The following is an 18,270-nucleotide window of genomic DNA, read 5'->3' as shown; positions in this document are numbered from 1 at the left end:
GATGGTTCGACGGCGCGCGCTGGCCTGGCCCTGATCTGTCCTGAAGCCCGTCGGTCGGCGCATCCGCTTTCCAACTCATATTATACTTAGGCATCTAAGCTTCAATAATGGAAAACACTGATGCTGCTCTGCATGGCCTCCGGTGATTCACCGTAAAGTCCACTGAATAAAGGCTTTACCGCTTAAAATGAGCTTGTTTTCCGGGTCGTTTCACGGCCGCCGTCCGCTCAAAGATCGGGACGTTGTTGACAACACAAACTTAGTTAGCTAATTTAAAAATGCATGTACACACATGCCACGACATAGGTGAATGCATGAGCAAGAGTGAAAAGTCCGCACGCGATACACTGCCGGGCACCCTCCAGCATTGGCGTGAAGCGCTGCCCGAAGAACGAATGGCGCACCTCGTCAAAGACACCACGCGCGGATTCTCGCGTTCGCTCCAGGCGCGGCTGCGCGAGCACGCGGTGCAATACGGTCACTGGACGTTTCTGCGCATCCTCTGGCAAACCGACGGACTCACGCAGCGCCAGCTGAGCGAGCAGGCAGGTGTGGCCGAGCCCACCACTTTCTCCGCGCTAAAGACCATGGAAGCACTCGGATATGTGACGCGCCAGAAACTGCCTGACAACCGCAAGCAGGTGCGCATCTTTCTGACGCCGAAAGGCACGAGTCTGCGCGCGTTGCTGGTCCCCGCCGCCGTGGAGGTGAATCGCATCGCGCTATCAGGCATCTCAGCTGATGACATTGCCGCCACGCGCCGCACCTTGCTCGCAATGATGGAAAACCTTGCGGGCGACCCTTTCTTTCTGAGCCGCGCGAATGCCGAATCGCTGAACGGCGAAAGCGGTCTGGGCGACGGCGACGCCGCCACAAGTGACGCACCATGAAGATGACGGACACTGACGCCGAACGGCCAATCCGTATCGGGATCGTGGGCTTCGGCACTGCCGGCCGTGCGTTCGTGCCCGCCATTGCCGCGCATCCCGGCTTCGAACTCACGGCAATCGTGGATCCCGCGCATGCCGTGCGGCGTGCCGCCGTCGATGAATTCCACTTCGACGCGTATGACACGCTCGAAGCGCTGCTCGAGCATGCCGAGGTCGACGCGATCTACGTCGCGTCGCCGACCACGCTGCATCGCGAGCACGTTCTGCTCGCCTGCGCCGCCCGCAAGCACGTGCTCGTCGAAAAGCCGATGGCCGCCAATCTTGCCGACGCCAAGGCGATGGTCTCCACCGCCAAGGCCGCTGGCGTCGTGCTGCTCGTCGGCCACTCGCACAGCTACGATCTGCCAATTCACGCGATGCGTGAGCTGATCGACGCAGGCGAGCTCGGTCGCGTGCGGATGGTCAACACCTGGTGCTTCACCGACTGGCTGTATCGGCCGCGGCGCGCCGATGAACTTGACACACGCCAGGGCGGTGGCGTCACGCTGCGGCAGGGATCGCATCAGTTCGACATCATCCGGCTGCTGTGTGGCGGCGCCGCGCGCTGCGTGCGCGCGAAAACGTTCGACTGGGATCCGCAGCGCAGCGCAATCGGTGCGCATACGGTGTTCATCGATTTCGCAGACGGCGCCGCGGCCACCGCGATCTACAACGGTTACGGCCGTTTCTCCAGCACTGAACTGTGCGAAGGCGTCGGCGAGTGGGGCTTCATGAACGCTGGACGCCCCGCCGCCGATCGCAGCGCCAGCGCAGCAGGCAAACAGGTCGGCACGCCCGAAGAAGAACTGCTCGCGAAGCAGGCCCGCGCGAAACACGCGATTCCGGGCGACGCGCCATGGCAGCCGTTCTTCGGTCTCACGATCGTCAGTTGCGAGCGCGGCGAAATCCGCCAGTCGCCGCAAGGGCTGATCGTCTACACCGATAGCGGCCGCTCCGATCTGCAACTGCCCACCGGCGGCTCGCCCCGCTCGCGCGTCATGGCCGAGTTCCACGACGCGATCAGCGGACGCCGCGCGGCGCTGCATGACGGCGCATGGGGCCTCGCCAATCTCGAAGTCTGCGAGGCGGCGATTGCGTCATCGGCGAGCGGCCGCGATGTCGAACTCAAACACCAGGTCCCGTTGAACAGAAGCGTCAGCGTGTGACTGCAAACGTGCCAGATTTTCCCAAAGGCGGCAGCACCGACTGCCCGATTGAAGATGACCGCTACCTTGATGCAACCCCTCTTCGCCGATGAGCGTGCGACCAACGACGCTTACGCAGCCTTGAAGCAACCCGCTCGCCACGACCCGGCGAACCGGCTGTCGCTCGATGTCACGGCCAGAACCGAGATCGCCGAAGACATTTTTCTGTTCGAGTTGCGAGCGCCGGATCGCGCGGCGCTGCCCACGTTCACACCCGGCGCGCATCTGCTGGTCCGCACCCCCGCAGGCAGCGAGCGGCGTTATTCGCTGTGCAATGCGCCAGCTGAACACGACCGCTATGTGATCGCGGTCAAGCTCGATGCAAGCGGCCGCGGCGGCTCTGCCAGCATGGTGCGCGACGTGCAAGTCGGCACGCGGCTCGAGGTGGCGCCGCCGGAAAACTACTTCCCGTTGACGGACGGCGCATCCAGTTACCTACTGATCGCGGGCGGCATCGGCATCACACCGTTGCGCGCGATGATCGCCGAACTCGACGCGCGCAACGCCGATTACCGCCTGTTGTATTGCACACGCACGCCGGAATCCACTGCGTTTCTCGATGAACTGGCTACGCCCGAACTTGCCGCCCGCGTGACCGTACATCACGACTACGGCAAGCGCGAGCGCTCCGTTGCGCTGGCGCCGTTCCTCGCAGCACGCGAAGGCGACACGCATCTCTATTGCTGCGGACCGCGTCCGCTGATGCAGGCGGTGCGCGAAGCCGCCTCGCACTGGCCGTCGTCGGCCGTCCACTTTGAAGATTTCGGCACCAGCGAATTCACCGGCTCCCACGGCGAAACCCTCGGCGAAGAAGCGTTCACCGTCCGGCTCGCCCGCAGCGGCGAGTGTGTCAGCGTGCAGCCGGGGCAAACGATTCTCGACGCACTGCGTGCACACGGCGTCGATACGCCGAGTTCGTGTGAAGCGGGCACCTGTGGTTCGTGCCGCACGCGACTGATTGCCGGCGAGGTTGAACACCGGGACTTCGTGCTCGACGAAGACGAGCACGACAGCGCGATCATGATCTGCGTGTCGCGAGCGCGCTCCGATGAGATCGTGCTGGATATCTGAGGTCGAATGACGGCGCGCGCCACGTGGCAGCGCGCCCGCCCGGTCACAGCGGGTTGCCATCGGTTGGGCCGCGAAGCGCTCAATAGAACTGGTCGAAGTGAACCTGTTCGAACGGCACTTTGCGAGCGAGCAGCGTGCGCTGGATCGCCATGCCCATGGCGGGTGGCCCGGCGAAATAGATTTCCATGTCGCGCAGACGGTCGCCGAACAGCGAGTCGGCGAGGTCGTGGACATACCCCACGTGGCCGGTCCACGGCTCGCCGCCGTCTTGCGGCGTGTCGTCCGAGATCGCAGCCTCGAAGTACAGGCGCTCGTCGAAGCCCGGCAGTTGCGCGAGCATGTCGCGGCCGCATACATCGCGCGCCGTTCTGCCGCCGTACAGGAAGTGCAGTTTGATATTCGCGAGTGAAGAGTCCGCGGCCACGCCACGTGCAATCGAGATCATCGGCGCGAGGCCCGAGCCGCCTGCGACGCAGAGTACATCGCGCGGCACGTCGCGCCTGAGATAAGCCATGCCGTACGGTCCGTCGATGTCGACCCGCGCGCCGGATTCGAGCGTATCGAACAGCACAGCGCTGCCCCGCCCGTTCGGCACACGGCGCACCTGGAAATGCAGAACGCGCGGTTCGTCGGCAATGTTGCTCATCGAGTAGGCGCGCACGCCCGCGACGCCCGGTAGCTCGAGCAGCGCGTACTGGCCCGGTTCGAACTGCATGTCGGCGGACAGTTCGAAGCAGAACTCGTCGATGTCGTGCGTGATCGGACGGCGCCCGGTCAGCGTGCCGGTAACGCGGCGCGGCGCGTGAATCGGCGCGTAATGCGCCGCCGGCCGCAGCTTGATTGTGCAGTCGCCGCGCGGTGAGCACTGGCAACCGAGATAGCGGTTGCGCGCGCGGTCTTTATCGGTCCATGCCGGCGCTTGCTGCCATTTAACGTCGACTGCGCCTTCGAGCAGTTCGAACTTGCAGTTGCCGCATGCACCGACGTTGCATTCATAGGGAAACGCGATGCCCGCCCGCAATGCGGAGCGCAACAGCGTGTCCTGCTGGTCGCAGTCGAACGAAAGATCGGAACCCGCGAGAGTGATGCGATGCGCAACGTCGGACATACTGTTCCCTTCATCATATTAGCGTCATATCGGCGGCCGGTACCCCAACGTCGACGAGATACCTTCAGCCGCATTCAACAGGTGCGGTACGCATGCGCGCAGCGCCTTCTTGGTCAACCGCTGCGACGGGCCACCGACACCCACCGCCGCCACCACCGCGCCGGTCAGATCGCGCACCGGCGCCGCGATACCGCGCATGCCCAGCTCCGATTCCTCGTCGTCGATCGAATAGTTCTCGCGACGCACTTTTTCAAGCGTTTTCAGGAACGCTTGCGTATCGGTATTCGTATTCGGCGTGCGCGCGACGAGACCTGCCTTCAGCACCCGCGCGACCACGTCGGGCGTGCGGAACGCGAGCAGCACCTGGCCTTCGGCGGTACAGAACGCCGGCTTGCGCACGCCGATGTACGAACGCATACGGATCGCCTGGTCGCTTTCCAGGTTGAACAGATAAACGATGCTGGTGTCGTCGAGTACCGCGAGGTGAACCGTTTCGCCCGTGTGTTCGCGCAGCACGTGCAGGAAAGGCACGGCCTGCTTCGACACGTCGATCCGGCGGCGCACCAGCGCACCCAGCGTGAACAGCTGGATGCCGAGCCGGTAACGGCCGTTCTCCTCGTTCTGCTCCAGCAGGCCTTCGGAAACCAGCGTGGTGGCAAGACGATGAACCGTGCTCTTTGCAAGGCCCATACGCTTCGCCAGATTGCTGATGCCGATCTCCGGTTCCTGCTCGGAAAATACCTTCAGTACGCGAATCGCCGCCGCCACCGACGACAACCGCCCGTCTCCTGAATCACCTTTCTCTTCCGGTGTTGCCTGCATTTCGACACTTGTCATGGACTATATCCCAGTCTTTTAAATTGGAACAATGTTCCGTATAGGAGAACGATAAAAACTCGATAAAGAGTTAGAGCTTTGATCGTCCACCCGTGAACACGCGTTCCCGCGTTGCACTATCGACATGATATCCGGACCGCTAGCCGATGTACGACAAGGTGTTTAACGATGCAGCGGCAATCGTGACGGAAGCCCTGCTGCAAGCGCGAATTATTGCCATGAGCAGCGCTGGCGTTCCATATGCGACGCTATCGTTCCGTCTGGCGTAACACCGCATACAACATGAGTAGATACCCTGAATGGCTTTTTCTTGACTTAGGTTCCTAAACAAAGTCAAACTGCTTACGTCGATTCTTAGTGGACCAACGTTCCATATAAAAGAACGATATCGGAAATTGAGCCCACGTATCTGTTTCAGTCTCATCGCATCACGGGCCGGGAATTGCAGCGTATTCGTGGATCGGTATGACGAATGCGGATACGAAGCGATCCAGTGCCTGGCCGTCGAGGCCGTGAATTTAGGCATCCAGAACGATCGTTCGACAACGCCTGCTCTCATCGGCTATCAACACAACCCGGCATACGACCGGGACCCCAATCAATCGCTGGGATGGAGACAACATGAAAAAGACAGTCGCGCTACTCGCCTTGCCCATGATGGCGGGAATCGCACACGCGCAAAGTTCGGTGACCCTGTACGGCATGGTTGATGCCGGCCTCGTCTATATCAACAATCAATCGGGCCATTCCAACATCGAATCGGTAACCGGCCAGACGAACGGCAGCCGTTTCGGCTTTCGCGGCGCGGAGGACCTGGGCGGCGGGATGAAGGCCGTCTTCGTGCTCGAAAACGGCTTCGATCCGTCGAACGGCAAATTGCTGCAAGGCGGCCGGCTGTTCGGACGGCAATCCTATGTGGGCTTGCAAAGCCCATACGGCGCGCTGACACTCGGGCGCCAGTACGATCCGATGACCGCCTACGTGGGCGAAATTGCTGCGACTTCGATGTGGGCATGGGTCGCGACCCACCCCGGCGACTTCGACAATCTGAATTCGAACTTTCGCGTCGACAACGCGGTGAAATACACCTCACCCGACATGGCGGGCTTGCAGCTCAGCGGCATTTTCGCGCCGGGCGGCGTGGCAGGCGACTTCGCGAGCAAGCGGATTTATACGCTCGGCGCCAACTATCAGCATGGACCGTTCACTGTCGCCGTGGCCTATGACCATCTGAACAATCCGTCCACTTCCGCGTTCGACGGAACGATTGAACCCGGCTCGACCGGCTATACGTCGCCGGGTAAGAGCCCGGTATTTAGCGGCTATCTGTCCGCCAACACGATGGAAATTTTCGGCGCCGGGCTCGCGTATACCATCGGGCAGGCGAGGATCGGACTGGTCTATACGAATACCCGCTTTCACAACATTCTGCATACTGCGTCGACGCCGAATACCGGTTCCGCGACGTTCAACAGCTACGAAGCAAACGCGCGCTACTACTTCACGCCGGCATTTGTCCTCGGCGCGTCGTTCGATTACACCCAGGCGGAAACCGCGAAATACGAGCAGGTCGACTTCGGCCCGGACTACTTCCTCTCGAAGAGCACCGACATCCTGGCCGTCGGCGTGTGGCAGCACGCGTCGGGAATCGATTCGACCGGCAAGCGCGCGGTCGCCGCAATCGGCTCGCTCGGGCAATCCACCACACCCACGCAGATCGCCGTGAAGTTTTCGTTGCGGCACCGCTTCTAAGGAGAGCACGAGTGAAGAGTTCAGGTCTGTTGCGCATTGCCGCGGTCACATGCGCCGTCGCGGCCGCGCTGCTGGGTTTGCCGGCCGCTCGTGCGGCCGCGCCAATCGTTGTTCATGTCGGCATAGCGAATGCGAGTAGCGATGTCGCGTTCTTCATCGCCGACAAGAAAGGCTATTTCCGCCAGGAAGGCATTGACGCGCGTTTCGTACCGTTCGATTCCGGCGCGAGGATGGTTGCGCCACTCGGCGCCGGTCAACTCGACGTGGCCGGCGGCTCGCCCTCGGCCGGACTGTATAACGCGGTGGCGCGCGGCATCGGCATCAAGGTCGTCGCGGACAAAGGTTCGACGCCTCCCGGCTACGGCTATCAGCCGCTGCTGGTGCGCAAGGACCTGGTCGCGAGCGGACGCTACAAGACGCTGGCCGACCTCAAGGGGATGAAGGTGGCCGGCAGCGCGACCGGTAGCGCGTCGACCTCGACCATGAATGAAGCGCTGAAAAAAGCCGGTCTGAAGACGAGCGACGTCGAGCGCATCTATCTGGGCTTTCCGCAACACGTGATGGCGCTGGAGAACAAGGCCGTCGATGCCGCGCTGACGACCGAACCGTCCGCCACCGAAGCCGTCCGCAGCGGCGCCGCGGTGCGCGTGATGGGCGACGACCAGATCTATCCGAATCATCAACTGGCCGTCGTGCTTTATTCGAGCACCTTCATCCACGATCATCCGGACACGGCCAAGGCCTTCATGCGCGCGTATCTGCGCGCCGTGCGCGACTACAACGACTCGCTCGCGAATGGCAAGATCGCCGGGCCGAATGCCGACGAGGTGGTCGCGATACTCACGCAGTACACGCCGATCAAGGATCCATCGGTCTATCGAACGATCGTTCCGCAAGGCACGAACCCGGACGGCAAGCTCAACATCGCCAGCCTCGAAAACGACCTCGCGTTCTTCAAGCGCGAGGGCGTCGTCAAGGGCAACGTGACGGTCGCGCAAGTGGTGGACACCTCGTTCGTCGATGCCGCCGATGTCGCGCTCGGCCCCTATAAGCCACGCACCAAATAGCCGAGGATTCCCGTTATGGCCACACCGTTACTCTTGCAAGCGCATGAGGACGCGCCCGCCAAGATCCGCCTGCGTCATCTGACCAAGTCGTTCCAGACGCAAAGCGGCCTCGTCACCGCGCTCGATAACGTATCGCTCGACATTCCGTCCGGCTGCTTCTTCATGATCGTCGGCCCGAGCGGCTGCGGCAAGACAACGCTGCTGCGAATCCTCGCGAATCTCGAAACGCCGACTTCGGGCAGCGTCGAAATCACCGCGCCCGCGGAATTCCGGCCCGGCAACTCGATGGTGTTTCAAGGCGACTCGCTGTTCCCGTGGATGACCGTATATGACAATGCCGCTTATGGCCTTGCCCTGCGGCGCGTGCCCAAAGCCGAGATTCGTGACATCGTCGGCCACTATCTGAGCCGTACCGGCCTCACACGCTTTGCGAAAGCGTATCCGCACCAACTGTCGGGCGGCATGCGGCAGCGCGTCTCGATCGTGCGGGCGTTCGCGAACGATCCAGACATCCTGCTGATGGACGAACCGTTCTCCGCACTCGACGAACAGAACAAGCTGCTGCTGCAGGAAGAACTGCTGCGCATCTGGGAAGAGACGCGCAAGACCGTGCTGTTCATCACGCATAGCGTCGACGAAGCCGTCACGCTCGGCGATCGCATCATGGTGATGACCGCGCAGCCCGGCAGTGCGAAGCAGATCGTCGACGTGCCGTTCGAGCGGCCTCGCTCGGTGCTGGAGTTGCGTGCAAGACCTGAATACGGCGAATTCGTTTATTCCATCTGGGGCCAGTTGCGCGATGAAGTCGAACGCGCGCGAGCTCGCGATCTTGGCGGGAAACAATCATGAAAACGGTCGTGAAGACAGCACAGCAATTACCGGCCACGGCTACCCGTTCGGGAAACTGTGGCAAGCGCCTCTCCTTCGTATCGGGCAGACACCGTGACCGCCTGATCAGCATCGCATCGCCAGTCGTGCTGCTGCTTCTGTGGCAGATCGCAGCGCAAACCGGCTTGATCGACGAGCGCTTCTTCCCCGCGCCGACGAAAATCTTCGCGACCTTTATTGCACTCGTCAACGACGGCTCGCTCTGGGACAACACCTGGGCGACCTTGCAGCGGCTTTTCTGGGGCTGTCTGATCGGCGGCATTCCGGCATTGCTGCTCGGTGTCGCGACGGGATTGTCGCGTCCTTTGCGCGCAGTTTTTGACCCCTTGATCGCCGCGACCTATCCGGTGCCGAAAAGCGCCATTTTTCCGTTGCTTCTGTTGATTTGCGGGCTCGGCGAAGCGTCGAAGATCGCCATGGTCGCGATCGGTGTTTTTTATCCGGTGCTGATCAATACCGCGACCGGCGTGCTTGAAATCAACAAGATCTATCTGGACGTGGGACGCAACTTCCGCGCGAGCCGCTGGCAGGTATTCCGAACGATCGCGCTGCCGGGCGCCGTGCCGCACATCATGAGCGGCATCAAGCTCGGGCTCGGCCTCGGTCTGATGCTGATCGCGATTGCAGAGATGATCGGCTCGAAAAGCGGTTTGGGCTACATGATCTGGAACGCGTGGGAACTGCTGTCGGTAGAGTCGATGTACGTCGGCCTGCTCGTGATCGCCTTCCTCGGTTACGGCATTTCGCTGCTATTGACCGAACTCGAGCGCAAGCTGATTCCCTGGAAGGGAAGCCGCTGATCCTCGCCCTCTTTCAATCGACGTTTAACCGTATCCATTCAAACCATCATGGGTAACTATCAGACAGAAAAGCAGTTGCTGGCCGACGCGATCCGGATGCTCGAACGGGCTGAGGTGATCGACTTCAACGGCCATTTCAGCTGGCGCATACCAGGCCGGGATCATATGCTGATCAACTCGGGCAAATCGGTACGTAGCGCCCTGACTGCTCGCGACATCGTCACGATCGATTTCGACGGCAATCTCGTCGAAGGCGATGCAGTGCCGCCCATGGAGTTCCCCATTCACGCCGAGATTTACCAGCGGCGTCCGGACGTCAGCTCGGTCGTCCATTCGCATCCGCTGTGGTCGACGCTCTTCAGCATGACGGGCCGCGCCGTCGAACCGGTCATCATGCAGGCAGCCGTACTCGGTGAAATCCGCCAGTTCGGCAAGACAGCGTCGATCAACCGCAAGCCGCTTGCCGAAGAACTCGCCGAGGCGCTCGGCCCGCACCGAGTCATCATGCTGAAGTCGCACGGCGCGGTGGTCGCCGCCGAGGGCATTCTCGAAACCTTCGTGCTCGCGTTCTACCTGGAAGAGAACGCGCAACGCCAGTATCTGGCGAGCCAGCTTGGCGATCCTATGGTGCTCTCAGCGGAACAGGTCGAGACGATCGGCCGCAATCTGTGGAAACCGAACCTGCTGCAGAAGGTGTGGGACTACCACGCAGGCAAACTGCGCCGCGAATCGCCGGCGAGCCTATGATCGAACGAATTCCGATCTATCTGCTGACGGGCTTTCTCGGCAGCGGCAAAACCACGCTGCTCAAAAGTTGGCTACAGCAGCCGCTAATGCGGAACTCGGCATTGATCGTCAACGAAATCGGCGCGGTCGGTCTCGATCACGCGACGCTCGGCTATGCGAGCGACGCATCGGCGCTGCTCGCCGATGCGTGCGTGTGCTGCACCGGCCTGCCGGGCCTGCATGAAGCACTGGAAAACCTGTTCTGGGCGCGGCTGCATCGCCGTGTTCCGCGTTTTGACGCAGTGGTGGTCGAGACCACTGGACTCGCCGATCCGGCACCGCTGATCGCATCGTTGCAAACTCAGCCGTTTGTCAGCGAGCGCTATTGCCTTGCCGGTGTCGTGACGACGCTAGGCGCGCCCACTGCCCTGCAAACGATGGCGGAATTCGCCGAGGCGCGCAGGCAACTGGACGCGGCTGGCGTGATCGTGGTGACGAAAACGGATCTGCTCGGACTCGCCGAACTCGATACGATTGGACAGGCATTGCAGCGCTCGAACCCGGCCACGCGCGTGCTGCGCTCGACGCATGGCAGCCTGAGCGCGGAAGAAGCCTGGCATGCTGCGCGAACCGCTAGCCCGCCCGAGCGGCCCGATTCGCCCTCCTCAACACCGATGCGCCGCTCATGGCGCGCGGTTGACCAGCACGGCACAGGCTCGCGGTTTGTCGGACGAGGCCGTCCAGTGCATGGCGCTAGCACGCGCTTCGAAGCCCTCCCGCCCGCGGCCGATATCGATTCGCTACGCCGATCACTCGACACGTTAATCCTGCAGCATTGCGCAGCACTGTTGCGGATGAAAGGGATCGTGCGGCTCGTTAACGGCGCGACGGTCGTCGTGCAATTCACCCGAGGTGATCGGGAAGCGCAGTTGAGTGTGGCATCCGAAGCGACGCGCTCCGGCACCAAAAACATGCCAGGCGGTGTGACGTTGATCTTCCGATTGTGCCGATAAGAACAACGTAAAAGACCCCCGCAGAAACGCTGAACGCACATCGCACGTTCAGCGCCGCACGACGGCCTCAGTCCTCGACAGCGATCGTGACCTCATCCCCTTCTACCGACGTCGGATACGTCTTCAGCGGGATCATGCAAGGCGGCGTGACCACTTCCCCAGTGCGGATGTTGAACGCGCCGTTATGGAAATCGCACTCGACGGTATCCCCCTCGATACACCCCTCCGACAGCGACCCTGGGCCGTGCGTGCACGTGTCGTCCGTCACAAAGTATTCGCCTTCGAGATTGAACACCGCCAGCGTGAGGCCGTTCTTTTCGATCCTGATGGCCTGCCCTTCTCCGACATCGCCCTTGTTGCACAACGCTATCCGCGAACACGTCTTCTGCATCTCCATTCTCCATTCTCTGTTTGACAGCCAGTGAGCCGAATGATAACTTTGTTCAAATTGAAAGAACAGCGTTCCTATATACGGAACACATAAATTCAGAATGGTTCACGAACACAACGGACATCAAAGAGGCAACCGAATGCTGAAAAAACAGGACAACGATCTGCTAACCCAAACGAGCCCCGGCACGCCGATGGGCGAACTGTTCCGGCGTTTCTGGCTGCCGGCGCTGTTGTCGGAGGAAGTGGCGGAGGCAGGCGGTGAGCCCGTGCGTCTGCAACTGCTGTCGGAGCGCATGCTGGCGTTCCGCGATTCGGAAGGCAAGCTTGGCCTGATCGATGAGTTCTGTGCCCATCGCGGCGTGTCGCTGTGGTTCGGTCGCAATGAGGAAGGCGGCATTCGTTGCCCGTATCACGGCTGGAAATACGACGTGAACGGCCAATGTGTCGATGTGCCGTCGGAGCCGGCGGAAAGCGGCTATTGCAAGAAGATCAAGTTAAAGTCGTATCCGCTCATCGAGCAAGGCGGTGTGGTCTGGGTCTACATGGGGCCGCCGGAACATCAGCCGCCTCGGCCCGCGTACGAGTTCTCGACCGTGCCCACCAGCCAGTCGTTCATGACCAAACGCCTGCAGGAAAGCAACTGGCTGCAGGCGCTCGAAGGCGGCGTCGATTCGAGCCATGTGTCGTTCCTGCATCGCGGCGCGCTCAATTCCGATCCGCTTTTCAAGGGTGCACGCGGCAACCAGTACAACCTGAGCGATTTCAGCCCGGTGTTCGAGGTAGTCGACGCAACCGGCGGTCTCTACATCGGCGCGCGCCGCAATGCCGAAGACGACAAATACTACTGGCGCATCACGCCATGGGTGATGCCCTGTTTCACCATGGTGCCGCCGCGGGGAGACCACCCGGTACACGGCCATTTCTGGGTTCCGATCGACGACGAGCACTGCTGGGCGTGGAGCTTCGACTACCACCCCACGCGCGATCTGACTACCGCTGAAGTCGATGCGATGAAGGACGGCAAGGGCATTCACGTGCGCTACGTGCCGGGCACCTATCGGCCGTTGCAGAACAAGGAGAACAACTACCTGATGGATCGCGCCGCGCAGAAGGCCGGCACGGCGTATAGCGGTGTCGAGGGCATCGGCATGCAGGACGCGTCGTTGCAGGAAAGCATGGGGCCGATCCAGGACCGCACGCGGGAGAATCTCGTTTCGACCGACAACGGCATCATCATGGTGCGTCACCGCTTGATGAAGGCCGCACGTGCGCTCGCGGAAAAAGGCGTTCAACCGCCCGGACGCGATCCACAATCGCAGCAGGTGCGCTCGGTGGCCATCGTGTTACAGCGCGATCTGCCGTTCAATGAAGGCGCCAAAGACGCGTTGCACGCGGAAGCCGGCAAGGCCCACACCACGATCTAGCGAGGACGCGCGTGCAGCCTTCCCGGAGTGCTGCGGGCGCGATACGGTATGAACCCATTGCAATCGCAAGCCGCTGTGTCTTCACCCTCGCCCTCGCCCTCGCCTTCATCCGCGAGCTTCAGCGCGGCCGTGGCCGTCGAACCCGGGCGCACTGAAATCCGCCGTTTTGAGCGGCCTGCCATTACATCGTCGACGGGACTGCTGCGCGTCGCCATCACCGGCGTGTGCGGCAGCGACGGCCCCTACTATCAGCAATTGCCGCAGAGCCGCGGGCCGCTAATCCTGGGACACGAATCCGTCGGGCACATTGAAGAAGCCGGCGAACTCGCGCGCAAACGCTGGGGCCTGAAGGAAGGCGACTACGTCGCGCTCGAAGAGTATCTTCCGTGCGGCCACTGCGAGTACTGCCTGAGCAATGAATTCCGTCTGTGCGATGCAACCGACTGGCGGCTCGGCGGCATGCGTTATGGCGCAACCGGCTTACGTACCGAGCCCGGTTTCTGGGGCGGCTTCAGCCAGTATCAGTTTCTTGAACTGAATACGGTGTTTCATCGCGTGCCGTCGAAGGTGGCGCCCAAACATGCGGCGCTCGCGCTGCCGCTTGGTAACGGTATCGAATGGGCCTATCTGCAGGGCGGCGCGGGGCCGGGGCAGACGGTCGTGATCCAGGGGCCGGGGCAGCAAGGGCTATCGTGCGTCATCGCGGCCCGTGAAGCGGGTGCGGCGCAAATCATCGTAACGGGACTTTCCACCCCGACCGATCAGCGTCGCCTCGCACTCGCGAAGCAGCTCGGCGCGGATCACACCATTACCGTCGATACTGAAGACGTGCTCGAGCGGGTCGCCGATCTGACCGGCGGCGCAATGGCCGATCTCACCATCGACTGCGCTTCGGGCGGCACCGCCACGGTCACGACCGCGATCCAGCTGGCGCGCAAACGCGGCACCGTGATTCTCGGCGGCCAGAAACGCAAGCCAATCCCCGAGTTCAACAGCGACATGATCATCGCGCGCTTTCTGACCGTGAAAGGCATGCGCGGGCATAGCTATCAGTCAGTCGAACTTGCGCTTCAGTTGATCGCCGCCGATCGCCAACAGGTCACGCGCATGAGCACGCACACGTTTGGTCTCGCGGAAACGGACCTCGCGTTGCGCACGCTGCGTGGCGAAGGTGTCGAGGATGCCATTCATATGACGATCGATCCATGGATGTAATGCGCCCTCACCTCGCCTCGTCGACGCCTGCCGTGTCTGCCGTATCCGTGGCGACACAGGCGCCCGAAGCGCGTTTTCGCATCCGTGCGGCGAATTCGACGCCACGCCTTGTACGGGTCGTCGCGCTCGATGGGCATGACGATGAAACGCGCACGGCTGTCCGCGCATACGGCTCGGACGTGCAGTTCTCGAGCGCAAGCGAACTGGCGGCGCTGCTCAGCACCGACGGCATGCAGGGTCATGACTGGCCGCGCGAAATGAATGCAGCGTCCAGTGCGATCGCGACATGGCTGGGCGCACCGGATCTCGCGATCATCGTCGGACGCGAAGGCGACGATGCAACGGCCGCCGCGCTCGCCGCGCAAACCTGGCGCAGGCTCGGCGTGACGGTATCGGCAGTGCTCCGGCCAGCGTCCGCGCATCCGGCCGACACAAGCAATGCAACAGCCACATCCCGTTCTCATACCGCCGATCTGTTGCGCCCCTGGTGCATGATGGTGGTTCTCGCAAGCAGCAGCGAATATCTCGGAGACTTGCTCGACGCGCTCGGCGCGTCCTGAATACCGGCATTATTCATGAAACGCGCAGGCGGCAGCGGCACAACGCCGGCCGCCTGCGTGGCAACCTCGCACCGCGACCTAACTGCCGCCAAGACGCAGACGCGGATATACGATGTGGAGAGAGACAGTTGAAGCAGGATATCAATCGATGGTGGACCGTCGTCGGCGGCGCCTTGTGCCTTTCGGTCGGCGCGGGCGTCATCTCGGCGTTCATGTTCGGCACCTTCATCAAGGCAATTGCCGCGCAGAACGGCTGGAGCCGCGCTCAAGTATCGCTGGGCCTCACGATTTTCGAATTCGCGATGGGGCCCGGGACGATCGTGCTCGGTTCACTGATCGACCGTTTTGGCGTGCGACGGCCCACGTTGTTCTTTCTGGCGATGTTCGCCTTGTCGATCGCACTGGTCGGCGTCATACCCGTTTCGTTGCCGCTGTTCTGTCTCGTGTTCGTGATGGTCGGCTTTTTTGCGCCCGGCAGTAATGCGCTGCCGTACGCTAAGGTAGTATGCGCGCGTTTCGATCATCGGCGCGGCCTTGCCTTGGGGCTGGCGGTGGGTGGCACCGCGGTCGGCGCGATGCTGATGCCGCAATACGCGGGCTATCTGCTGCGCCACTTCGGCTGGCGCACCGGCTATCTCGGCGTGGCAGCACTGATGGCGGCCGTGTCGATTCCGGCGCTCTATTTCCTCGTCAAAATGCCGCCCGATCTCGATGCGAAACTGATGCGCCGCGCCCACCAGTCGGCGGACAAACTGCCGTCGCTATGGAGCATCTTCAAGCAGGACCGCACATTCCGGCTGCTGGGGATTGCGATTTTCTGCATGTCGGGCGTGTTGCTCGCTCTGCTATCGCAGCTCGTACCGATGATGACCGATCGCGGCGAAACGGTGCGCACTGCCGCGGGCATGCTGTCGATCGCCGGACTCACGTCGGCGTTCGGTCGATTGTTTGCCGGTTACCTGATGGATCGCGTTCACGCGCCCTATGTCGCGGCGATGTCATTCGCGTTGACGCTGTGCGGCGTGATCATGTTCGCGGCGGGCGCTACCGGCGCGGCGGCGATGGTGTCGGCGGCGCTGATCGGCGTGAGCATCGGCGCGGAAGCGGACATCATTACATTTATCGTCAGCCGCTATTTCGACCTGCGGCTGTTCGGCCGCGTATGCGGCGGCATGTGGGCCTGCTGGGGCTGGGGCGCGGGCATCATGATCTTCGCGTCAGGTCTGTGCTACGACCTGCTGCATTCGTATCACGTCGCGCTGTGGGTGTTCGTCGGGCTCGTGCTGGTGTCGGTCGTATCGATCTGCCGGCTGGGTCCGTATGTTTATCCGGAGCAGCGCAGCCCTCGCGATATCGCGCCCGGCACGCGCGACATCGGCGGAGTCGCGGCAGAACACGCGAAATCCGGCTCGACGGCCAGCTGATTTACTTCGATAGCCGAACCCTGTGAAGCATGTCTCTTGCGAGACATGCTTCACTTCAAAGCCACGCGTTCAGAAGTCGATCACGAGCCGCTCGGACTTCGAACCGGAACAGCAGATCAGCATCGTGTCGCCCGCCTGCTTTTCGCGGTCCGACAATACACTGTCGCGGTGATCAGGCGTGCCCGCCACGACCTTCACCTGGCACGCGCCGCAAATCCCCTCTTCGCACGAATACGGCGCTGCGACACCGCCTTCGCGCAACACCTGCAGGATCGTCTTGCCCTCAGGAATCGCGAACGTCTGCCCGGTGCGCTGCAGTTCGACCACATAACCACCTTCGCAGGCGACTGCGGCCCTCGGCATAAAGTATTCGGCGTGTACTTGCGCGGCGTCGAGCGAAGCCGTAGCGGCTTCATACGCGTTCAGCATCGGTAGCGGGCCACAGCAGTAGTAATGCGCGCCTTGCGGTGCGGCTGCCACGATTGCAGGGATCTCCAGCGGCCGTCCGCCGCTTTCCGCGTCGACGTGCAGGTGCACCTGCGGCATCGCGGCCAGTTGCTCGAGAAACGCGGCTTCGCGCCGTTCACGGCACGCATAGTGCAATTCGAACGAGCGGCCGAGTTTCAGCAGGCGTTGCGCCATCGCCCAGATCGGCGTGATGCCGATGCCGCCCGCGACCAGCACCGTATGCTCGACCGTTTCCAGCAACGGAAAATTGTTGCGCGGACCGCCAACCGTCAATGTCTGTCCGACGCGCAGTCTGTCGTGAATGAATATGGAGCCGCCCCGGCTGGCGCGGTCCCGTTTGATACCGATCACGTAAGCGCGCGAATCACCGTCCGCCGTCACGAGCGAGTACTGCCGCATGATGCCGTTCGGAAGGTGCACGTCGATGTGCGCGCCGGGTCCGGCGGCCGGAAGCACCGCGTTATCGGGCCGACGCATTTCATACAGGTTGATGTCGTCCGCCGCGTAGCGGATCGACGTCAGGCGCATCTCGATCGTGCCTGGTGCGCCGGCATCCGCTGTACGGACGGGTTCTGTCGCGGTCGTATCCATTGCAAACCTCAGATTGCTTCGAAGAAACGTGGCGTGCGGAACTTCATGCGCCGTGATCCTGGTTGATGATGGAAAGCGGCGGCAAACGCGGCCGCAGCTCATTCGCTGTGTCGATCAGCAATTTGCGAAACGACTTGATCTGATCCGGCGTGAAGCGCGTAAGCAGACCCGACACGGTCAATGCGCCGAGCAATTCATGGTTCTCGTTGGTCAGGCCAACGGCGATAGCCGCAAGGTCAGGATCGCGCTCGCCCTTCGAGACGACCCAGCCACGTGTACGAATCGCCTCGAACGTTTCGTCGTTTGCGAATTGTGGGTCGTAGGCGCAGAGAATCTTGCCGGCCGCGCCCCCCTTGAGCGGATGACGCGAGCCTTCGTCCAGGTGGTGCCGCGCCGAGCGCTGCGAGTTCACGCGATACAGGCAGATGCGCTCGTCGCCGTCACGCACGTAGAACGATGCGGTTTCGCGCGTGAATGTGGACAGCTTCTGCAACGCCGGCCGCACCAGCGATTCGACGCTCACCGGCGCCGCGCTCAACGCACCGAGCCGACGCAACTCCGAGCCGAGCCGATATTTTCCCGCCGCATCGCGCTCCAGAAACTTCATGTACACGAGCGATGCGGTAAGCCGCAGAATCGTGCTCTTGTATAACGAAGAGCGCTGCGCCAGCACCGCAAGCGATAGCGCCTCGCCTGGCTGCCTGAAACATTGCAGCAGCGACAGCGACCGTTCGACGGCCTCGACGCGCGTGCGGCCTTCGTCCTCTTCGGTTTTGGGTACTGCGAGTTCGGTCTCCAC

At 62.1% G+C, this 18,270-nt stretch carries 19 protein-coding genes; 14 read left to right on the top strand and 5 right to left on the bottom strand.

Annotated features, from left to right (window positions below):
* Window positions 1–314 precede the first annotated feature (314 nt).
* Genes PQQ86_RS07470 through PQQ86_RS07460 form a run of 3 tightly spaced genes read left to right on the top strand, consistent with a single transcriptional unit; the run spans window position 315 to window position 3,205 of the window.
* Complete coding sequence (locus tag PQQ86_RS07470; protein ID WP_408199206.1) at window positions 315–890, top strand: MarR family winged helix-turn-helix transcriptional regulator; 576 nt, start codon at window positions 315–317, stop codon at window positions 888–890.
* On the top strand, window positions 887–2,095 hold the full coding sequence (locus tag PQQ86_RS07465; RefSeq protein WP_408265589.1) for a Gfo/Idh/MocA family oxidoreductase: 1,209 nt from the start codon (window positions 887–889) through the stop codon (window positions 2,093–2,095). The genes PQQ86_RS07470 and PQQ86_RS07465 overlap by 4 nt, the downstream gene beginning before the upstream one ends.
* Before the next feature lie 54 nt (window positions 2,096–2,149).
* Window positions 2,150–3,205, top strand: a complete 1,056-nt coding sequence (locus PQQ86_RS07460; RefSeq protein ID WP_408265588.1) for a PDR/VanB family oxidoreductase — start codon at window positions 2,150–2,152, stop codon at window positions 3,203–3,205.
* A 79-nt stretch (window positions 3,206–3,284) separates the two neighbouring features.
* Here PQQ86_RS07460 and PQQ86_RS07455 read toward each other — a convergent pair whose 3' ends face one another.
* Both PQQ86_RS07455 and PQQ86_RS07450 read right to left on the bottom strand, forming a co-directional pair.
* Window positions 3,285–4,313 carry a 2Fe-2S iron-sulfur cluster-binding protein gene (locus PQQ86_RS07455; protein ID WP_408265587.1) on the bottom strand — a complete coding sequence of 343 codons (1,029 nt, stop codon included), beginning with the start codon at window positions 4,311–4,313 and terminating at the stop codon, window positions 3,285–3,287.
* Window positions 4,314–4,337: 24 nt separating this feature from the next.
* Window positions 4,338–5,150: an IclR family transcriptional regulator gene (locus PQQ86_RS07450; protein WP_408265586.1), complete on the bottom strand. Its 813-nt coding sequence runs from the start codon at window positions 5,148–5,150 to the stop codon at window positions 4,338–4,340.
* Window positions 5,151–5,296: 146 nt separating this feature from the next.
* Here PQQ86_RS07450 and PQQ86_RS07445 point away from each other — a divergent pair, with 146 nt between their 5' ends.
* From PQQ86_RS07445 to PQQ86_RS07415, 7 genes are all read left to right on the top strand, one after another.
* Window positions 5,297–5,419 carry a hypothetical protein gene (locus PQQ86_RS07445; protein WP_408265585.1) on the top strand — a complete coding sequence of 41 codons (123 nt, stop codon included), beginning with the start codon at window positions 5,297–5,299 and terminating at the stop codon, window positions 5,417–5,419.
* Between the two features lie 352 nt (window positions 5,420–5,771).
* On the top strand, window positions 5,772–6,902 hold the full coding sequence (locus tag PQQ86_RS07440) for a porin (RefSeq protein ID WP_408265584.1): 1,131 nt from the start codon (window positions 5,772–5,774) through the stop codon (window positions 6,900–6,902).
* Window positions 6,903–6,913: 11 nt separating this feature from the next.
* Window positions 6,914–7,969, top strand: coding sequence for an ABC transporter substrate-binding protein (locus PQQ86_RS07435; protein ID WP_408265583.1), 1,056 nt, complete (start codon window positions 6,914–6,916; stop codon window positions 7,967–7,969).
* 15 nt (window positions 7,970–7,984) lie between these two features.
* Entirely contained in the window at window positions 7,985–8,818 is an 834-nt protein-coding gene (locus PQQ86_RS07430) for an ABC transporter ATP-binding protein (protein WP_408265582.1), read from the top strand.
* Complete coding sequence (locus tag PQQ86_RS07425) at window positions 8,815–9,657, top strand: ABC transporter permease (protein ID WP_408265581.1); 843 nt, start codon at window positions 8,815–8,817, stop codon at window positions 9,655–9,657. Before PQQ86_RS07430 ends, PQQ86_RS07425 begins: the two co-directional genes overlap by 4 nt.
* Window positions 9,658–9,705: 48 nt before the next feature.
* Complete coding sequence (locus PQQ86_RS07420) at window positions 9,706–10,404, top strand: class II aldolase/adducin family protein (protein ID WP_408265580.1); 699 nt, start codon at window positions 9,706–9,708, stop codon at window positions 10,402–10,404.
* The gene (locus tag PQQ86_RS07415) at window positions 10,401–11,396 is read left to right on the top strand and encodes a CobW family GTP-binding protein (RefSeq protein ID WP_408265579.1); all 996 of its coding nucleotides are present in this window, start codon (window positions 10,401–10,403) and stop codon (window positions 11,394–11,396) included. Before PQQ86_RS07420 ends, PQQ86_RS07415 begins: the two co-directional genes overlap by 4 nt.
* 67 nt (window positions 11,397–11,463) lie before the next feature.
* On the opposite strand, the gene PQQ86_RS07410 is transcribed toward PQQ86_RS07415, so the two are convergent.
* Window positions 11,464–11,787 carry a non-heme iron oxygenase ferredoxin subunit gene (locus tag PQQ86_RS07410; protein WP_408265578.1) on the bottom strand — a complete coding sequence of 108 codons (324 nt, stop codon included), beginning with the start codon at window positions 11,785–11,787 and terminating at the stop codon, window positions 11,464–11,466.
* 139 nt (window positions 11,788–11,926) lie between these two features.
* On the opposite strand from PQQ86_RS07410, the gene PQQ86_RS07405 reads away from it, so the two are divergent.
* From PQQ86_RS07405 to PQQ86_RS07390, 4 genes are all read left to right on the top strand, one after another.
* On the top strand, window positions 11,927–13,213 hold the full coding sequence (locus PQQ86_RS07405; RefSeq protein WP_408265577.1) for an aromatic ring-hydroxylating dioxygenase subunit alpha: 1,287 nt from the start codon (window positions 11,927–11,929) through the stop codon (window positions 13,211–13,213).
* Window positions 13,214–13,261: 48 nt separating this feature from the next.
* Window positions 13,262–14,428, top strand: a complete 1,167-nt coding sequence (locus PQQ86_RS07400; protein WP_408265576.1) for a zinc-dependent alcohol dehydrogenase — start codon at window positions 13,262–13,264, stop codon at window positions 14,426–14,428.
* Window positions 14,419–14,988, top strand: a complete 570-nt coding sequence (locus PQQ86_RS07395; RefSeq protein WP_408265575.1) for a hypothetical protein — start codon at window positions 14,419–14,421, stop codon at window positions 14,986–14,988. The genes PQQ86_RS07400 and PQQ86_RS07395 overlap by 10 nt, the downstream gene beginning before the upstream one ends.
* A gap of 128 nt (window positions 14,989–15,116) precedes the next feature.
* Window positions 15,117–16,412, top strand: a complete 1,296-nt coding sequence (locus PQQ86_RS07390) for an MFS transporter (RefSeq protein WP_408265574.1) — start codon at window positions 15,117–15,119, stop codon at window positions 16,410–16,412.
* Between the two features lie 69 nt (window positions 16,413–16,481).
* On the opposite strand, the gene PQQ86_RS07385 is transcribed toward PQQ86_RS07390, so the two are convergent.
* Window positions 16,482–17,471 (bottom strand): PDR/VanB family oxidoreductase, encoded by a 990-nt coding sequence (locus PQQ86_RS07385; RefSeq protein WP_408265573.1) that lies wholly within the window; start codon window positions 17,469–17,471, stop codon window positions 16,482–16,484.
* Window positions 17,472–17,514: 43 nt separating this feature from the next.
* Entirely contained in the window at window positions 17,515–18,270 is a 756-nt protein-coding gene (locus PQQ86_RS07380; RefSeq protein WP_408199239.1) for an IclR family transcriptional regulator, read from the bottom strand.

The sequence above is a fragment of the Paraburkholderia sediminicola genome, assembly GCF_046026675.1.
GTDB classification, from domain to species: domain Bacteria; phylum Pseudomonadota; class Gammaproteobacteria; order Burkholderiales; family Burkholderiaceae; genus Paraburkholderia; species Paraburkholderia sediminicola_F.
Note: the sequence above shows the minus strand (reverse complement) of the source record. Positions and strands in the feature narration are given on the sequence as shown.

Bases quoted from the DNA above. Each gene is read 5' to 3' on its own strand.
- PQQ86_RS07470 (WP_408199206.1), top strand. From the start codon at position 315: ATGAGCAAGAGTGAAAAGTCCGCACGCGATACACTGCCGGGCACCCTC.
- PQQ86_RS07465 (WP_408265589.1), top strand. From the start codon at position 887: ATGAAGATGACGGACACTGACGCCGAACGGCCAATCCGTATCGGGATC.
- PQQ86_RS07460 (WP_408265588.1), top strand. From the start codon at position 2,150: ATGACCGCTACCTTGATGCAACCCCTCTTCGCCGATGAGCGTGCGACC.
- PQQ86_RS07455 (WP_408265587.1), bottom strand. From the start codon at position 4,313: ATGTCCGACGTTGCGCATCGCATCACTCTCGCGGGTTCCGATCTTTCG.
- PQQ86_RS07450 (WP_408265586.1), bottom strand. From the start codon at position 5,150: ATGACAAGTGTCGAAATGCAGGCAACACCGGAAGAGAAAGGTGATTCA.
- PQQ86_RS07445 (WP_408265585.1), top strand. From the start codon at position 5,297: ATGTACGACAAGGTGTTTAACGATGCAGCGGCAATCGTGACGGAAGCC.
- PQQ86_RS07440 (WP_408265584.1), top strand. From the start codon at position 5,772: ATGAAAAAGACAGTCGCGCTACTCGCCTTGCCCATGATGGCGGGAATC.
- PQQ86_RS07430 (WP_408265582.1), top strand. From the start codon at position 7,985: ATGGCCACACCGTTACTCTTGCAAGCGCATGAGGACGCGCCCGCCAAG.
- PQQ86_RS07425 (WP_408265581.1), top strand. From the start codon at position 8,815: ATGAAAACGGTCGTGAAGACAGCACAGCAATTACCGGCCACGGCTACC.
- PQQ86_RS07420 (WP_408265580.1), top strand. From the start codon at position 9,706: ATGGGTAACTATCAGACAGAAAAGCAGTTGCTGGCCGACGCGATCCGG.
- PQQ86_RS07415 (WP_408265579.1), top strand. From the start codon at position 10,401: ATGATCGAACGAATTCCGATCTATCTGCTGACGGGCTTTCTCGGCAGC.
- PQQ86_RS07410 (WP_408265578.1), bottom strand. From the start codon at position 11,787: ATGCAGAAGACGTGTTCGCGGATAGCGTTGTGCAACAAGGGCGATGTC.
- PQQ86_RS07405 (WP_408265577.1), top strand. From the start codon at position 11,927: ATGCTGAAAAAACAGGACAACGATCTGCTAACCCAAACGAGCCCCGGC.
- PQQ86_RS07400 (WP_408265576.1), top strand. From the start codon at position 13,262: ATGAACCCATTGCAATCGCAAGCCGCTGTGTCTTCACCCTCGCCCTCG.
- PQQ86_RS07395 (WP_408265575.1), top strand. From the start codon at position 14,419: ATGGATGTAATGCGCCCTCACCTCGCCTCGTCGACGCCTGCCGTGTCT.
- PQQ86_RS07385 (WP_408265573.1), bottom strand. From the start codon at position 17,471: ATGGATACGACCGCGACAGAACCCGTCCGTACAGCGGATGCCGGCGCA.